Raw genomic sequence first — 16,692 nt, forward strand, 5'->3', positions numbered from 1 at the left:
TCCGCCGTCAGCCGTGACCGCGGATCTCCTGAACCGCCCAGCCGTTGCCGTCCGGGTCGCTGAAGTGCACGAAGGCGCCGCCGTCCCTCGAAGAGAGCCGCTTGACCTCGGTGACCTCCACGCCCCGCTCCAGCAGCTCGGCCCGGGCCGCCTCGATGTCGGAGACGACCAGATGCAGGCCCTGGAGCGAACCCGGCGGCGTGTCCACGATTCCGACGCCGATGGCGATCGAGCAGGCCGATCCGGGCGGGGTCATCTGGACCACCCGCAGATCGTCGCTCATCCAGCTGTCGTGGTCGAGGTCGAAGCCGACCTTCTCGGTGTAAAAGCTCTTGGCCAGGTCCACGTCCTTGACGGGAACCGGCACCAGTTCGAGCTTCCATTTCATGGCGCGTCATCCTTCCGTACGGTCGATCTTCCAAGCCGCGCGGACCGACGGGCACGGCCGCCAGGACCTACCCCCGCCTGAGCCGTCCGCCGTCCCCCGCGCGGAGGCCGCACAGGGTCCCCCGCCCGGCCGCCTCCGGAGGACGGCCCACGCGTCCCTCGAGCTCACGTAGAGCTATCACGAACCTCCTGCCCCCGTCCCGGGGTTCGCGTTCCGGCCACGCCCGGGCGCGTCCCGCACCCACGTCACGCCCGGGCGGCCCGCAACCTCGGAGATGCACGGCCGACCGGGGCGGTGTGATGCTGCCTGCGTAGACACGTTGACGGTAGGGGCTTGATCTCGACAGCAGCCCGTTGGGACGGACCGTTTCCGTCCCGCCGGATGGTGACCGCAGGCGGTTCTGACGGTTTCGACGTCATCGGCGTGCAGGACGCGGCCGGTCAACGGCGCCGCGCCGCCGCGGTGAGCACGGCCGAGGCGGACGGGCGGCCGGTGAGCCCTCGGTGACGACCGGGCCGCCGCCAAGTCGGGTCCGTTGACCCGTCTTTAAGAAAGGTGACCGCAATGAGCAGCCAGGTCGGAGATCGCGTTGTGGTACTTGGCGGGAGCATGGCCGGGATTCTCGCCGCCCGGGTGCTCGCCGAGGCGTACCGGGAAGTTCTGGTGGTCGATCGCGACACGGTGGTCGGGGTACGCGGGCCGCGCCGGGGAGCGCCCCACACCCGCCACGCCCATGGGCTGCACGCCCGCGGTCACCTGATCCTGGAATCCCTTTTCCCGGGCTTCACCGAGGAGCTGAGCGCGGCCGGCGTGCCCACCGGCGACCTCGGCGAGATGCGGTGGTATTTCAACGCCCGGCGGCTGAAGCCCGCGCGGACCGGGCTGGTCTCCGTGACGGCGCCCCGGCCGGTTCTGGAGCACCACGTCCGTGCCCGGGTGGCGGCCCTGCCCAACGTGACGTTCATGGAGCAGTGCGACATCGTGGGACTGGTGGCCACCGCGGCACGTGACCGGATCACCGGCGTGCGGGTCCAGCGGCGCTCGGCGGACTCCGTCGAAGAGGTGCTGGAGGCGGATCTGGTGGTCGACGCCACCGGCCGCGGCTCCCGCACGCCCGCCTGGCTGGAGGAGTTCGGCTACCAGCGGCCCGTCGAGGACCGGGTGAAGGTCGGCCTGGCCTACACGACCCAGCACTACCGGACGCGCCCGGAGTGGTTCGACGGCGTCCAGTCCATCAACCCGGTGGCCTCCCCGGCGCACCCCCGGGGCGCGTTCTTCGGCCAGGTCGGCCGCGACCTGTGCATCCTGTCGCTCACCGGCCTCCTCGGCGACCACCCTCCGACCGAGCCCGAGGCGTTCCTCCAGTTCGTCCGCTCCCTCCCGGTGCCGGAGGTGTACGAGGCGGTCCGCGACGCCGAGCCGCTCGACAACGCGGTGTCGTTCCGGTTCCCGGCGAGCGTGCGGCGCCGCTACGAGCGGCTGACCCGCTTCCCCGACGGTCTGCTGGTCATGGGGGACGCGGTGTGCAGCTTCAACCCGGTCTACGGCCAGGGGATGAGCGTCGCCGCGCTGGAGACGATGGTGCTCCGCCGGCACCTGCGGCAGGGCACCCCGCCGCAGCCGCTCCGTTTCCTCGGCGATGTCGCCCGCGTCATCGACACCCCGTGGGACATCTCCGCCGGCGGCGACCTCGACTTCCCCGGCGTCGAGGGACCGCGCACGGTGAAGGTCCGGGCCGGCAACGCCTACATGGCGCGGGTGCAGTACGCCGCGACGAAGGACGCCAAGGTCACCGAGGGATTCATGCGCGTGGCCGGTCTCATCGATCCGCCGCAGGCCCTCATGCGCCCGTCGATGCTCCTGCGCGTCCTGCGGCACGCCGTCCTGCGGCCCTCCCCCGGCGAGTCCTGGCTGGCGCGGGAGCGGGCGGCCGAGACGATGATCCAGCCGACCCCGTGACGACCGGGCCGGCCGCCTCGGACGCCCCGCGGAAAAGAACGGACGGGTGAAATTCCCGGAGCCCGCGACAGGTATAGACACCACATATGAATCAACACAATTCATGTCATTGTGTGATTTCTCTCCGGGGGTCGCGGGCCCTGCACCCATTCAGCGGCCGCCGATGTGACAGCGGAATCCGCAGGCCGGTGACATCCCACGTCACCGGCCGGTGGGCCCGGCCGATTCCGGATCGGCGTTCCAGTGTAATCGCCCCGCACGGCGACAAAGGCAAAAGAGCAATTTGGAAGATGCGCTGACCAGGACACAACTGCCACGGTCATGGTGAGGGTCAGCACGCTCATCGCTGGCAGAGCAAGGAACGTGCCTATCGACACCACAGGCGGACGGCATGCATCGGAGGTAGCACGAATTCTGTCGCCCAGGCGGGACCCGCGTCCGCACCGCGGATCCGCACGATCTCCGACGGCCGGCTCCGCGACTGCCTCGCGCGGGCCGATGTCGTGATCGGGGCTGTACGGAATGGGGCTTCCGATCTCCGCCTGGCCCTTGAGGGAGGACGCGGTTTGACGACCGAGATCCCGACGCGGGAGCAATCTGTGCCCCGCCCGAACGGCGATGAGTATCCGAGCGCATCGTCGTCCCCATATCCAGCCGCTCCGGCGACCTGCGGCACCAACGACGAGAGGATGATCAAGACATGACGACAGTCGACGCGCCGCCCAAGGCTGGGCGGCGGGAGTGGATCGGCCTGGTCGTACTGGCCTTGCCCACCATGCTGACGACCGTGGACATCAGCGTGCTGTTCCTCGCGCTGCCCCAGCTGGCCACCGAGCTGGGCGCCACCGGCACCGAGCAGCTGTGGATCACTGACATCTACGCCTTCCTGATCGCCGGATCCCTCATCACCATGGGGACCCTCGGCGACCGGATCGGCCGCCGCAAGGTGCTGCTGAGCGGCGCGGCGGTCTTCATCGTCGCCTCACTGCTGGCCGCCTACTCCACCTCCCCCGAGATGCTGATCTTCTCGCGCGGGCTGCTCGGCATCGCCGGAGCCACGGTGATGCCCTCGGTCATGGCGCTGATCAGCAACATGTTCAAGGACCCCGCGCAGCTGGGCGCCGCCTACGGCATCTGGGGCGGCTCCATCATGATCGGCGTCGTGCTCGGCCCGGTGGTCGGCGGAATCCTGCTCGGCGCCTTCGGCTGGCAGTCGGTCTTCATCATGGGTGTGCCCATCATGGCGCTGCTGCTGCTGCTCGGCCCGTTCTTCCTCCCCGAGTTCCGGGCCCCGGAGGCCGGGCGGCTGGACCTGTTCAGCGTGATCCTGTCCTTCGCCTCCATCCTGCCGATCGTCTACGGCCTCAAGGAGGTGGCCAGGAACGGCTGGCAGCCGGCGGCCATCGCGGCCCTCGTGGCCGGCGTGCTGTTCACCCTGATCTTCATCGTGCGCCAGCGCAGGCTGACCAGCCCGCTGCTCGACCTGAGCCTGTTCTCCATCAAGGCGGTCCGCACAGGGCTGATCGTCGCCACGGCCATCGGTGTCATCATGGGCGGGGTCGGCCTGACGGCCGTGCTGTACATGCAGATGGTCGAGGGACTGTCACCGCTGCAGGCGGGCGCGTGGATGCTGGCTCCGACGATCCTGATGACCGTGGGCGGCATGGGGATCGCCCCGCAGATCGCCCGCAAGGTCCGTCCCGCCTTCGTCCTGGTGGTCGGCATGGTGATCGCCGCGATCGGCATGCTGGTGCTCACCCAGGTCAGCAGCGTGGGCGGGTTCACGACCCTGATGATCGGCCTCATCATCGCCTACATCGGCGGCAGCCCGGTCGGAGGACTGACCCAGTACATGCTGATGAGCTCCGCCCCGCCGGAGAAGGCGGGATCGGTGTCGTCGGTGTCGTCGACCGGCGGCGAGCTGGGTGTCGCGCTGGGCATCGCCGTCCTGGGCAGCGTCGGCACGATCGTCTTCCGGAACGAGGTGGTCATCCCGGCCGGGGTCTCCGCCGGGGCCGCCCAGACCGCCAAGGAGAGCGTCGCCGGCGCCGTGGCCACTGCCCAGCAGCTGCCCGGCACGGTAGGCGCCGACCTGCTCGAATCCGCTCGTGAGGCCTTCACCAGCGGGCTGCACGCGGTCACCACGGTCACCGGCGTCCTCTACATCGGCCTGGCCATCCTGACCTTCGTCGGGCTCCGGCACCTGCCCCCCATGAGCGGGGCACCGGGTGCGCCGCCGACGCCGGGCGAGGCGGCACAGACCGAGCCGTCCAAGGACGACACGGTCCAGACCGTCAGCTGACCGGAGAACCCGCCGGCACGGCACCGCGGGGCCACATCGGACCAGGTGCCGACGGACCGGACCGACGACAGGTTCCCGCTCCCGGAAAAGGGGGGCGGGAACCTGTCGTCATCGGCCCCGGGCGCCGGCGCGGGCAGGTAACCCCGCCTGGGCCGCCTGCCCGGACCCACCTGTGAGAGGCCGGAATCGGGAGGACCTGATGGACGCCGACCGGACGACCGGGCCAGGACCGCGGGCCGGGCGACGGGAGTGGACCGGGCTGGCCGTACTGGCCCTGCCCACCCTGCTGGTCTCCCTCGACGTGTTCGTGATGCTGCTGGCGCTGCCGCACCTGAGCAGGGACCTGGGAGCCGGCAGCACCCAGCAGCTGTGGATCACCGACATCTACGCGTTCATGCTCGCCGGATTCCTGATCACCATGGGGACTCTCGGCGACCGGATCGGCCGCCGCAGGCTGCTGCTGGGCGGCGCGGCCGTGTTCGGCCTCGCCTCGGTGCTGGCCGCCTACTCCACCTCCCCGGAGATGCTGATCGCCGCCCGCGCGCTGCTCGGGGTCGCCGGGGCGACCCTGGCCCCCTCGACCCTGGCACTGATCAGCAACATGTTCCACGACCCCCGGCAGCGGGGCCTGGCCATCGGGGTGTGGCTGACCTGCTTCATGGGCGGCGCCGCCATCGGCCCGATCGTCGGCGGCGCGATGCTGGAGACCTTCTGGTGGGGCGCGGCGTTCCTGATCGGGGTGCCCGCCATGGTGCTGCTGCTGGTGCTCGGGCCGCTGCTGCTGCCCGAATACCGCACCCCGCAGGCCGGCCGGCTGGACCTGGCCAGCGTCGCGCTGTCCCTGGCCGCGACCCTGCCGATCGTCTACGGCCTCAAGGAGCTCGCCAGGAACGGCTGGCAGCCGTTGCCCGTCGCCGCGGTCGCGGTCGGCCTCGCCGTCGGCGTGGTCTTCACCCGCCGGCAGCGTGGACTGGCCGATCCGCTGCTGGACCTGCGTCTGTTCGCCAACCGCACCTTCAGCGCCGCACTGGGCACAATGCTGTTCGGCATCATGCTGACCAGTGCGATCATGCTGTTCATCACCCAGCACCTCCAGCTGGTCGACGGCCTGTCACCCCTGCAGACGGGCCTGTGGATGCTCCCCACCGTCGCCGCGAACACCGCGAGCTTCCTGCTGTCGCCGCTCCTGGCCCGCCGGATCCGCCCCGCCTACCTCATCGGAGCCGGCCTGGCCGTGTCGGTGGCCGGCCTGCTGCTGCTCACCCGGGCCGGCGCGGCCTCCGGACCCGCGGTCCTGGCGGCGGGCTTCGCCCTCAGCAACCTCGGCGCCGGCCCGCTGCTGACCCTGGGCACCAACCTGGTCGTCGGATCCGCCCCGCCCGGCAGAGCCGGATCGGCTGCGGCCATGAACGAGACGAGTGCGGAGTTCGGCTTCGCGCTCGGCATCGCCGTACTGGGCAGCGTCGGCACCGCCGTGTACCGCCACCACATCGCCGCCGGCATCCCCGCCGGCATACCGGCCCCGGCCGCCCAGGCGGCCCGTGACACGCTCGCCGGCGCCGCGACCGCGGCCCAGCACCTGCCCGGCCGGCTCCAGGCGGCGCTGCTCGCCCCCGCCCGCGAGGCCTTCACCAGCGGGCTGCACGCCGTCGCGATCCTCAGTGCCGTGCTCCTGGCCGGCGTCGCGATCCTCGCCGTGACCCTGCTCCGGCACGTGCGCCCCAGCGCTCAGAACCACCCCGACCAGCCTGGCGACGCCCCGGAGGCGGCAGCCGGTGCCGTCCCCCAGGGAGCCTCCAACTGAAACGAGCGTGCCGGCCGTCGGCCGGCACGCTGTGTGCGCACGCTGTGGAGGTCCGGCCGGGGCCGGGCGGTCGGGCGGGGGATCAGGCTGCCGGCCACGTCCAGTGCATGCCGTCAAGGGAGGGGATGAGACCGCCTGGGCGCACCGGGGTCTGCTCGTCGGCGTTCTCACCGATGACGGCCTGCACCTGGATCCGGGCGCCGGCCTTGACGACGGAGCGGGCCAGCGAGGCCTGCAGCAGGTTGCGGTCCTCTCCCTCGACGTGCACCGGACGCTGGACGATCTGCGACAGCTCCTCGAAGGCGGAGGCCCGCTCGGTGAGGTAGGAGCCGGCGTCGACGAGCGCTCCCTCGTTCGAGGCGCCGCCGCCGACGAGCTCCACGAAGGACTCCAGCTCGGACGCGGTGTTGTTGGTGACCTTCTTGGCGTTCCAGAAGTAGGAGTCCTCGTGCTGGTGCATGTCGTAGAAGGCGACGAGGAAATCGTGGAAGAGCGCGTACTCCTTGCGGTAACGGGCCTCGTACTCCTCGAAGGCGGCCGTCTCCTGGGTCTGGTCGCGCAGGGAGGTGTTGATGGAGCGGGCGGCCATCATGGCGCTGTAGGTCGCCAGGTGCACCCCGGAGGAGAAGACCGGGTCGATGAAGCAGGCCGCGTCACCGGTCAGGACCATGCCGGGCCGCCAGAACGCCTCCTTGCTGTAGGAGTAGTCCTTGCGGATGCGGATCTCGCCGTAGGGCCCGTCCGTGACGCGCTGGGCGTCGGCCAGGTATTCGGCGATCAGCGGGCATTCGTCGATCAGCTTGCTCAGCGCCTTCTCCCGGTCGCCCTGGACCCGTTCGAGTTCGGCCTGGCGCACGACCGCGCCGACGCTGGTGAGCTCGTCGGTGAGCGGGATGTACCAGAACCAGCCGGAGTCGAAGGCCGCGGCCAGGATGTTGCCCTGGTTGGGGGCGGGCAGTCGCTTGCCGCCGGTGTAGTAGCCGAACAGCGCGATGTTGCGGAAGAACTCCGAGTAGAGCCGCTTGCCGCCGACCCTCTGATGGATGCGGCTCTTGTGCCCGGAGGCGTCGACGAGGTAGCGGCTGCGGGCGGTGTGCCGCACGCCGTCGGCGTCGGTGAAGTGCACACCGCACACCCGTCCGTCGTCCTCGACGACGTCGGTGACCGATGTCCGCTCGCGCACCTCGACGCCCTTGCGGCGGGCGTTGTCGAGGAGGATCTGGTCGAACTTCATCCGTTCGACCTGGTAGGCGGTCGAGGCCTCGGTGCTGAACTTGGAGGAGATGGAGAAGGAGAAGGTCCATGGCTCGGGATTGCTGCCCCACCGGAAGGTGCCGCCCCGTTTGGGCATGAATCCGGCTTCCCGCAGTTCCTCCGACACGCCGAGGAGCTGGCAGATTCCGTGCACGGTCGAGGGGAGCAACGACTCCCCGATCTGGTAGCGGGGGAACTGTTCTTTCTCCAGGAGCAGGACGTTGTGTCCCTGCATCGCCACGAGCGCCGCGGTCGTCGAGCCCGCGGGGCCGCCGCCGACCACGATGACGTCGTATTCAAGGGCGTTCTCAGCACTCACGTTCACGTTCTCCTTCACAAGGCACGCCGCCCGGCCCGAGCGGACGTGTGGTGATTCCCCGTCAGCCTCCTCGCCGCCGGCGGCACCGGGCCGGCCCTGGGACCACCGGATGATCCGGCGGCCCCGGGGCGCCGGCCCGGCCCCGTGGGCCGGGCGTCGATGGGGCATGGAAGTTCAGGACCGGCCGCGCCTGGGGTCAGCGCAGCTCGACGCCACAGTCCACGACGGCCTGGAGCACCTCACCGCGCGCCAGGGCCGCGGCCACCGTCTCGATGTCGTCGGCCATGTAACGGTCCTTGTCCAGCGTCGGCACCAGCGAGCGCACCTTGTCGTAGACAGCCTTGGCGGCCGGGCTCAGCCCCTCGTAGCGCCCGGAGACGTCCACCGCCTGGGCCGCGGCGAGGAACTCCACCGCGAGGATCTTCTCGTTGTTCTGCAGGACCCTGCGCGCGTTACGCGCCGAGATCAGGCCCATGCTGACGATGTCCTGGTTGTCGCCGTTGGAGGGCACGCTCTGCGTGCTGGCCGGGCCGATGGTCCGGTTCTCCGCTATCAGCGCCGTCGCCGGGTACTGCGCACCGGCGAATCCGCTGTTGAGACCGGGGTCGCCCATGACGAGGAACTCCGGAAGGCCGTAGCTGAGGTGCCGGTTCAGCAGCCGGTTGGTCCGCCGCTCGGACAGGACGCCGAGCTGGGTGAGCGCGATCGTCACGAAGTCCATCGCGAACGCGATCGGCTGACCGTGGAAGTTGGCGCCGTGGAAGATCTCCTGCCCCTCGAAGAACAGCGGGTTGTCGTTGGAGGAGTTGAGTTCGATCTCCAGCTTCGTCACCGCGTGGTAGAGGGTGTCGCGGACGGCCCCGAGGACCTGCGGGATGGCCCGCAGCGAGTAGGCCTTCTGCAGGTAGTGCGGCGTCCGCTGCACGGTCTGGCCGTTCTGCCTGCTCTCCTGCACCTGCTGGCGCAGGTCGGCGTGCTCCACGGTCAGCTCGCTGCCCCGCATCAGCTCGCGCATGTTGGCGGCGCTGTCGATCTGGCCGGCGTGCGGGCGGGCGATGTCGTGCCCCTCGGGACGGAAGGGACTGGTCGAGCCCTGCAGCGTCTCGATCACCAGCGCCGCGACGATCTCGGCCTGCCGCACCTGGGTCAGGGCCCGGCCGACGACGAGGGAGCCCAGCCCGGTCATCGCGGACGTGCCGTTGATCAGCGCGAGCCCCTCCTTGAAGCGCAGCTCCAGCGGCTCGATGCCGAACTCACTGAGAACCTCGGCGGTCTTGACCCGCTTGCCGTCACGCAGGACGTAGCCCTCGCCGATCACCGTGCTCGCGATGTGCGCCAGCGGGGCCAGGTCGCCGCTGGCGCCCAGCGAGCCGATCTCCGGGATGGCCGGGATGATCCCCAGGTTGAGGTAGAGCGCCAGGCGCTCCAGCACCTGCGGCCGCACGGCGGAGTACCCCTTGGCCAGGGCGTTCAGCCGGGTGGCGAGGATCGCTCTGGCCTCGTCCTCGGCGAACAGCGGGCCCACGCCGGCGCTGTGGCTGCGCACGAGGTTGGTCTGCAGCTCCACCTCCTTGGCGGTGCCCACCAGCATGTAGATCATCTCGCCGAAGCCGGTGGTGACTCCGTAGATGGGGATGTCCTCGCGGGCGATGTCCTCGAAGACCTGCCGGCTCCTGGCGGCCGCGGCCAGGGCACCCGGCGTGAGCTTGCAGGGCGCCCGGTCCTCGGCGATCCGCCGGACACCGGCGATATTCAGGCTCTCGCCGTCGATGTCAACCGACACGTCGACCTGGACCGCCTCGGTCTTGACCACTTCGGTCTCGACTAGAGTCAATTCCCTCACTCCTTCATGGCCTTGCTAACGGCTGTCGTCAAAGGCTTGCGTTTGGCACAGGGTCGGACGTCGTCGTCGGACTGTTCCTCACTGCCGACTCGACCAGGGCGGAGAGACCGGCCAGCGAGGGGTTGGCGAAGCATTCCCGCAGCGACAGCTGGACCCCGAACCGCTCGTGGATCAGCGTGATCAGCAGGGGTATCAGCAGGGAATGCCCACCCACCGCGAAGAGGGTGTCCTCGGTGCTGAGCTGGTCGGTGCCCAGCAGCTCCGACCAGATCTCCGCCATGCGCCTCTCCGCCCAGGTGCGCGGCATCGGGGCGTCCTTGGCCGGGAGCGGGCCCGGATCGGGGAGCCGGCGTCGATCGACCTTGCCGGCGAGGTTGCGCGGGAGCCGATCGTTCATGATCATGAACGACGCGGGTAGCGTCAGCTTGCCGAACCGCCGGCGCAGGTGAGCGCGCCACACCTCCGGGGAGCCCGCGGCGTCCCCGGACGGCGTGCGCTGCGGCACGACATAGACCATCAGGCGGGTGACCAGCCCCTCCTTGTTGGTGAGGGCGGCCACCGCACACTCGGTGACCGAGTCGTGAGCGGCCAGCGCCGCTTCGACGTCGGTGAGCTCCACCCGGTTGCCGAGGAGCTTGACCTGGAAATCCTTACGCCCGCGGAACTCCAGCAGGCCGTCCCAGCGCCTGCGCCCGAGATCCCCGGTCCGGTAACAGCCGCCGGGCTCGGCACCGGAGGCCTCCAGCCCGCGCACCGGCAGGAAGGCCGGGCCGACGCCGGCCCCGGCGCCGATGTAGCCCGGCGTGACGTACGGGGTGAGGATGACGATCTCCCCGGTGACCCCCGCCGGACAGGGCCGGTCCAGCTCGTCCAGCACCAGGACCTGCCGGCCGGGAATGGAACGGCCGATCGGCACCGTCCCGTGCACAGGAGCACTGATCTCGTGCCAGGTCGCCGCGATCGTCTCGGTGGGGCCGTAGGCGTTGATCAGCCGGGTGAAGGGCAGGGCCGCGCGCAGCCCGTTCGCCAACTCCTCCGGCAGCGCCTCCCCCATCAGCAGGAGATGGTCGAGCGCGGCGAGCCGCCCGGCCGAGTCCTCGCTGGTGACCAGCGCGAGGATCTCCTTGGCGAAGCTGGGGACCGTCTCGATGAGCGTGATCTGCTCATCGGCGAGCCAGTCGACCAGTTTCTCAGGGTTCATCCTGATCCGTTCGGGGACCGGGCAGAGCGTCCCTCCCGAGACGAGGGTCGCGAAGACCTCGCACAGCGCCGGGTCGTGCTCCGGAGCCACCCACTGCGCGACCCGGGAACCGGGGCCGATGCCGAACTCCGCGGCCAGCCAGGTGACGAACTGGGCGAAGGCGCCGTGCGTCTGCGAGATCCCCTTCGGCCTGCCGGTCGACCCCGAGGTGTAGGCGACGTAGGCCCATTCGCCCAGCCCGCTCCCCGGCGGGGTCGGCGGGACCGGGAGGGCCTCGGACCGGTCCGGGGCCGAGAGGTCCAGGACGCGGCCGCCGAGCTCGTCCCGGTACCAGGTGCTCAGCTCGTCGCCGGCCGTCTCCTCGTCGAGCACGAGGCAGGTGGGCCGCAGGTCCTGCAGCACCGCCTTGCCGCGTTCCCCGGCGTCGGCCGTGCCGAACCAGACCAGGTGCGCGCCGGCGCCGAGCACCCCGAGCAGCGCGGCGATCTGGCGGACCCCCCGCGGCAGCCGCACCGCGACGGCCTGGCCCTCGACGGTGCCGAGCGCACGCAGGGAGGCGGTGATCGACGCCGCCTGCCCGACCAGGTCACGATAGGTGACGGTGGTGCCCTGCCAGGCGATCGCGACCGCCTCCGGATGCCGCTCGGCGTGCCTGCGCACCAGCTCGTGCACCGGCCACTCGGCCGGGGCGGCGCCGGTGATGTGGTCGGCCTCGCCCACTGCCGCCCGGATGCGCTCCTCATCCTCCAGGGGCAGCGCCCCCACCGGCAGGTCGGGCGTCGCCAGCGCCGCGGCCAGCAGCGTGTGGAGCTGATCGAGGATGGCGCGGGCGGATGAGCGCTCGAACAGGCCGGCGCGGTACTCCAGGGACCCGGTGACCGAGGAGTGCGTGCTGCCCACGGTGAGCGTGAGGTCGGCTCTGGCCGCGCGGCCGTCGACCGGCCGGCGCCGCACCTGGGCGCCGGCCAGCCGGAGCTCGGACTCGGGCGCCTGCGGGGACACGAACATGGCGTCGCAGAGCGGGATCCGGCGGGGGTCCCGCTCGACCTTCAGCGCCCGGACCAGGTGGGCGAAGGGCAGCTGCCGGTGGGCGGAGGCGCCCTCCGCCAGTTGCGCCACCCCGGCGACCAGCTCGCGGAAGGTGGGAGCCTGCGAGACGTCGGCGCAGAGCACCAGGAGGTTGTGGAAGGGGCCGATGAGCGCGTCGGCTCCGGAGTCCGGCCGCACCGTCGCCGGCACGCCCACGGCGATACGGTCCTCGCCGCTGTAGCGGTGCAGCAGGCACTGGAACCCCGCGAGCAGGACGACCCATGGGCTCGTCCCCGCCGCCCGGGCCAGTCCGGCCAGCGAACGGCCGAAATCCTCGCCCCAGTCGAACGACACGGCGCCACCGTGGAAGGACGGCTCCGCGGGGCGGGCCCGGTCCGTCGGCAGGTCCAGTGGGGGCGGCGGCGGCGTCAGCCTCGCGATCCACCACTCCAGCAGCTCCGGCGCGCTCTCCTGCGCGCGCTGCTCGCGCGCGTAGTCGGCGTACTGCGAGGCGAGGGCGGGCAGCGCGGCAGGCCTGCCGGAATCCTCCGCCGCGTAGCCCGCGGAGAGATCCTCCACCAGGACGGACACCGACCGGTCATCGGCGACGGCCTGATGCAGCGCGAGCAGCAGAACGTGCTCGGTGACGCTCAGCCGCACGACGGCCGACCGGACCGGCGGTCCCGCGGCGAGGTCGAACGGCGTGTCGGCCCAGTCCGCGCAGAAGCGGTCGAGCTGCGTCTCCCGGTCCTGCGGGGGCGTCCCGCTGAGATCCACGAACGACATCGGGTTGTCGTCTTCGTCGGCGATCCGCTGCACCAGCCGCCCGTCGATCTCGACCAGGGTGGTCCGCAGGGCCTCGTGCCGCTGGAGCACCGCCCGCCAGGCCGCGCGCAACGCGCCGATCCGAAGGCCGCCCGTTATCTGATATGCCCGGTTTATATGATGGGCCGTGGAATCTGGAATAAGCTGGTTCAGGAACCATAAACCGTCTTGGGCATCGGACGCCACCGCGTGCTTGGCACCGACCTCACGTGCACAAAATACGTCAGCCGCGACCATATGATTCACCACCTCTGCATTCTCATGCCAAGACGCGTTCGGGAGCTTCTCAAGAATTGCGATAACCGAGCGGCGTCTGCACCTGTTCAGCACCGCGGATCACTGGCGCGGCAGCGTGTTCTCGGCGGGCCGCAGGGGGCGGGCCCGATCTGCCGTCGGCCGGCGCGGTGGACGTCTGCCGCAGCTCCGATAGTGGCAGCTCCGGCCATCGGGGCCTTCTCCGAAGTTGCCGCGTTCACAGCCATGTGCAGCGAAAAAAGCAATCGTAAAGATGCGGCCGCCTGCTCATCCGCGAACGATGGTCGGAGAGTCGTTGGCGTGCCGTGTGCGAACTTCCGCGGCAATTAACGGCGCCTGATCCGGCGCTGCGGCGGATGAGAGCCCCGTACCCACGAATGGACCGCGTAAGGAGCATATCCAATGACGGTTAACCACCTGAATGACCTGAGCCTTCCGGCGGTTGAGAAGCGGGTCGAAGACATCTGGCGATACGTGCTCCGTATGCCGGAGGAGCAGAAGAACGCCACGTTCTTCGAGTTGCAGGGCCACTCGGTGTCCGCGATCCGCATCGCGTCCCGCATCGAGGACGAGCTCGGCATCAGCATCGACGTGAGCGCCCTGTTCGAGGACCCCAGCATGAAGGACTTCGTCCGCACCGTCGTGGCGCAGGCCGAGAGCGCCGGGATCGGCGGCTGACAGGGCCGCCCGTACGGCCGGGCGGCCCCCTGCCGGCGAGAACGCGGGCGCTCCTCCGCCGGGCGCCCGCTCTGTCGTGCCCGGCGCCGGCGTGCGGCATCACCGTCTCCACCCCCGGTCGTCGTCGGCGGCCAGGACCGGAGCGCGAGGGATTCGTCGCCTCGCAGCCGCCTGACGGACCGCCCGGCTGCGGTGACGCACCATGCCCGACCGCTTCAACTACATTCAGGGACGGGACCGTCATGGCCGACCTCCGCTCGCCGCGACGGCCCGATATCGCGAGGGGGCACCATGCGCTGGAACGTCATGTCTGAGCGCACCCTGTATCACGACAAATGGGTGCATCTCCGCTCCGCCGACGTGGAACTGCCCGACGGACGGCACCTCGACCACCGGCTGATCCAGAGCTCCGACGGCGCCTATGCGGCCGTGGTCGTCCGGGAGCGGGTGCTGCTGCTGTGGCGGCACCGGTTCATCACCGACGCCTGGGGCTGGGAGCTCCCCAGCGGTGCGATCAACCCGGGAGAGGGGCCGGCCGCGGCGGCGGCGCGGGAGGTGGAGGAAGAGACGGGCTGGCGCCCGGAGGGACCGCTGCGCCGCCTCATCCACACCCAGCCGATACCCGGGCTGCTCACCGCGCGCCACTACGTCTTCCGCGCCGACGCCGCCACCTACATCGGCCCGCCGGCGGACGGATTCGAGTCCGAGCGGATCGCCTGGGTGCCGCTGAGCAAAGTGCGCCGCCTCATCGACAGCGGCGAAATCCTCGAAGGGACGACGTTGACGGCCCTTCTCTGCCTGCTCCTGCGGTCCGCTTGACGCCCGCTCCCGGCGATCTGCGACGTTGCCCGGCGGGCGCGTGCACCGGCTGCCCGGTCCGCCCGGCGGACCCTGAGGTCGCCACACCGGCACTGGGGCGCCCCGTGCCCCCGCCGGCCCCGCGGCCCGCCGTACGGCGGTGGCCCGGGGCCGCGGGGGCACGGGGCCCGGACGCTACCCGCGGGGGCTGTTCTGGTAGGCGGCCAGGCTCCACTGCCCGTCCTGCCTGACGACGATCCAGGTGGCCCGGATGGCGCGCTCGTCGGAGACCTCGGTCTCACCGGGGGCCAGCACACCGCCGACGGTGATCACGATCCCGACGTCGCCGCTGAGGAACCTGACGTCGATCGGCTGCCCGGTCACCTGGGTGCCCTTGAACGGCCCCTCGAACGCGGCGGCCATGAACGCCTGGATCTCCTCCCGGCCCTTGCGGTACAGGCCGGGCAGGATCATGGTCCCGTCCTCGGTGAAGACCTCGGCGAAGGCCTGGGCGTCGTGCTTGGCCCAGGCCGCGACGATGCGCCCGGGGACGGCCGCCACAGCGGCCTGGTCGTCGGCGGAAGGACCTGCGATGGTCGATGCGGGGCTGGTCGTGGTCATGTCCGTCTCTTTCTCCGTGGACGTCGGTGGAGGGAGGGGCCGGCCGTCAGAGGTAGAAGGTGTTCGGCTCCTGGCCGCACAGGATCCGCCCGTACAGCTCGGCGTTGGTGTTCGGGTGCATCAGGGCGTGCAGGTTCACGGCCTGGACGTCACGCGAGATCCGCTGGATCGGCTGGTCGCTGTAGATGGACGAACCACCGCTGGCCGTGCTGAAGATGTCCACGGCCTCTTTGGCCAGCTTGCACACCATGCCCATGTCGGCGCGCGCCCTGGCCCGCTCCTGCAGCGACCACTGCGCGCCCTCGACGCCCTTGCCGTCCACCAGCGTGGCCAGGCGGTGGGCGTGGAACTCGGCCTGGTCGACCTTCATCGTGGCCTCGGCGACCTGCAGGTGGGTCAGCGGCGCCTCGGCCTGGGCCGTGTAACCGGTGTAGGTGATCTTCCGGTCGGGGAGCCGCTCGAAGAACGCCTCGCCGGCGGCCTTGGCCAGCCCGACCACGGTCCCGACCGAGGAGGCGGAGGCGACCGGGAGCAACGGCGTCCGGTAGATCGGGACGCCGGCGTTCAGCTGGGAGGCGTACTGTCCCTGCAGCACCGCCGGCAGCGGCAGGATGCGCTCGGAGGGGACGAACACGTCGGCCGCGATCGTGCTGACGCTGCCGGTGCCCTTCAGACCGGATGTGTGCCAGTCGTCCACGATCTGCAGATCCGACATCGGCACCAGCCCCAGGACGGGGTACGGCTCGCTCTCGGCGCCCACCACGACCGCCACGATCACCTGCCACTGGGCGTGCAGGGCGCCGCTGACGAAGGCCCACTTGCCGTTGACCACGACACCGCCGTCGACCGGGGCCGCCATCGCGCTCGGGCTCAGCGTCCCGCAGATCCGCACGTCCGGGGTCGAGAACACCTCGTCCTGGACCTGGTCGGGGAACGTGCACGCCATCCACGTCGGGATCCAGTACACCGACGCCACCCACGATGTGGACCCGTCGGCCCTGCCGAGCTCGGTGGCCACGTCGACCAAGGTGCGGGTGTCCGACTCGTAGCCGCCGTACCGGGCCGGCACCCGCAGCTTGAAGATGCCCGCGTCGGCCAGCGCCTCGATCGACTCTCCGTGAATGCGCCGGTTCTCCTCCGACCACGCCGCGTTCTTCCGAAGAATCGGCGCCAATTCGGACGCGCGCCGTACCAGCTGCTCCCGCGTCGGAACCTCGGTGGTCAACACCATTTCCTCCCAAAGAATTCAGACGGGAAAACGCGGCCGCCCGGCGCGCCCCGCTCACAGTGCCGTGAAATCATGGAGCGGTGAGCGTTCATCTGCTCCGTCATCCGCCGATGGTCATCACCCCGACGGTCGCACCGGAGGCGGGCACCCGCATCTTCTGAATTGCGGATCGCCATTTCAGGATCGGT

At 70.6% G+C, this 16,692-nt stretch carries 11 protein-coding genes; 5 read left to right on the plus strand and 6 right to left on the minus strand.

Features of this window, described 5'->3' with window-relative positions; translation table 11 throughout:
- Nucleotides 1-7: 7 nt before the first annotated feature.
- Nucleotides 8-388: a VOC family protein gene (locus J2S55_RS47265; protein ID WP_306876124.1), complete on the minus strand. Its 381-nt coding sequence runs from the start codon at nt 386-388 to the stop codon at nt 8-10.
- A 564-nt stretch (nt 389-952) separates the two neighbouring features.
- Here J2S55_RS47265 and J2S55_RS47270 point away from each other — a divergent pair.
- The 3 genes from J2S55_RS47270 (at nt 953) to J2S55_RS47280 (ending at nt 6,453) form a co-directional block, all read left to right on the plus strand.
- Entirely contained in the window at nt 953-2,347 is a 1,395-nt protein-coding gene (locus tag J2S55_RS47270; RefSeq protein WP_306876126.1) for an FAD-dependent oxidoreductase, read from the plus strand.
- Nucleotides 2,348-3,047: 700 nt separating this feature from the next.
- Complete coding sequence (locus J2S55_RS47275) at nt 3,048-4,649, plus strand: MFS transporter (protein ID WP_306876128.1); 1,602 nt, start codon at nt 3,048-3,050, stop codon at nt 4,647-4,649.
- Between the two features lie 199 nt (nt 4,650-4,848).
- Entirely contained in the window at nt 4,849-6,453 is a 1,605-nt protein-coding gene (locus tag J2S55_RS47280; RefSeq protein WP_306876129.1) for an MFS transporter, read from the plus strand.
- Nucleotides 6,454-6,535: 82 nt separating this feature from the next.
- On the opposite strand, the gene J2S55_RS47285 is transcribed toward J2S55_RS47280, so the two are convergent.
- The 3 genes from J2S55_RS47285 to J2S55_RS47295 all read right to left on the minus strand — a co-directional run bounded on the left by J2S55_RS47285 (nt 6,536) and on the right by J2S55_RS47295 (nt 13,161).
- Nucleotides 6,536-8,026, minus strand: coding sequence for a tryptophan 7-halogenase (locus J2S55_RS47285; RefSeq protein ID WP_306876131.1), 1,491 nt, complete (start codon nt 8,024-8,026; stop codon nt 6,536-6,538).
- 196 nt (nt 8,027-8,222) lie between these two features.
- Nucleotides 8,223-9,860, minus strand: a complete 1,638-nt coding sequence (gene cmdF, locus J2S55_RS47290; protein WP_306876134.1) for a tyrosine 2,3-aminomutase — start codon at nt 9,858-9,860, stop codon at nt 8,223-8,225.
- Between the two features lie 37 nt (nt 9,861-9,897).
- Nucleotides 9,898-13,161 (minus strand): non-ribosomal peptide synthetase, encoded by a 3,264-nt coding sequence (locus J2S55_RS47295; RefSeq protein ID WP_306876136.1) that lies wholly within the window; start codon nt 13,159-13,161, stop codon nt 9,898-9,900.
- A 420-nt stretch (nt 13,162-13,581) separates the two neighbouring features.
- Here J2S55_RS47295 and J2S55_RS47300 point away from each other — a divergent pair, with 420 nt between their 5' ends.
- Both J2S55_RS47300 and J2S55_RS47305 read left to right on the plus strand, forming a co-directional pair.
- Nucleotides 13,582-13,857 carry a phosphopantetheine-binding protein gene (locus J2S55_RS47300; RefSeq protein ID WP_306876138.1) on the plus strand — a complete coding sequence of 92 codons (276 nt, stop codon included), beginning with the start codon at nt 13,582-13,584 and terminating at the stop codon, nt 13,855-13,857.
- A gap of 306 nt (nt 13,858-14,163) precedes the next feature.
- Nucleotides 14,164-14,676, plus strand: coding sequence for an NUDIX domain-containing protein (locus J2S55_RS47305; protein ID WP_306876139.1), 513 nt, complete (start codon nt 14,164-14,166; stop codon nt 14,674-14,676).
- Nucleotides 14,677-14,850: 174 nt separating this feature from the next.
- On the opposite strand, the gene J2S55_RS47310 is transcribed toward J2S55_RS47305, so the two are convergent.
- Both J2S55_RS47310 and J2S55_RS47315 read right to left on the minus strand, forming a co-directional pair.
- Entirely contained in the window at nt 14,851-15,276 is a 426-nt protein-coding gene (locus tag J2S55_RS47310) for an SgcJ/EcaC family oxidoreductase (RefSeq protein WP_306876141.1), read from the minus strand.
- 46 nt (nt 15,277-15,322) lie between these two features.
- On the minus strand, nt 15,323-16,507 hold the full coding sequence (locus J2S55_RS47315; protein WP_306876142.1) for an acyl-CoA dehydrogenase family protein: 1,185 nt from the start codon (nt 16,505-16,507) through the stop codon (nt 15,323-15,325).
- Nucleotides 16,508-16,692 lie beyond the last annotated feature (185 nt).

The organism is Streptosporangium brasiliense (assembly GCF_030811595.1).
GTDB classification, from domain to species: domain Bacteria; phylum Actinomycetota; class Actinomycetes; order Streptosporangiales; family Streptosporangiaceae; genus Streptosporangium; species Streptosporangium brasiliense.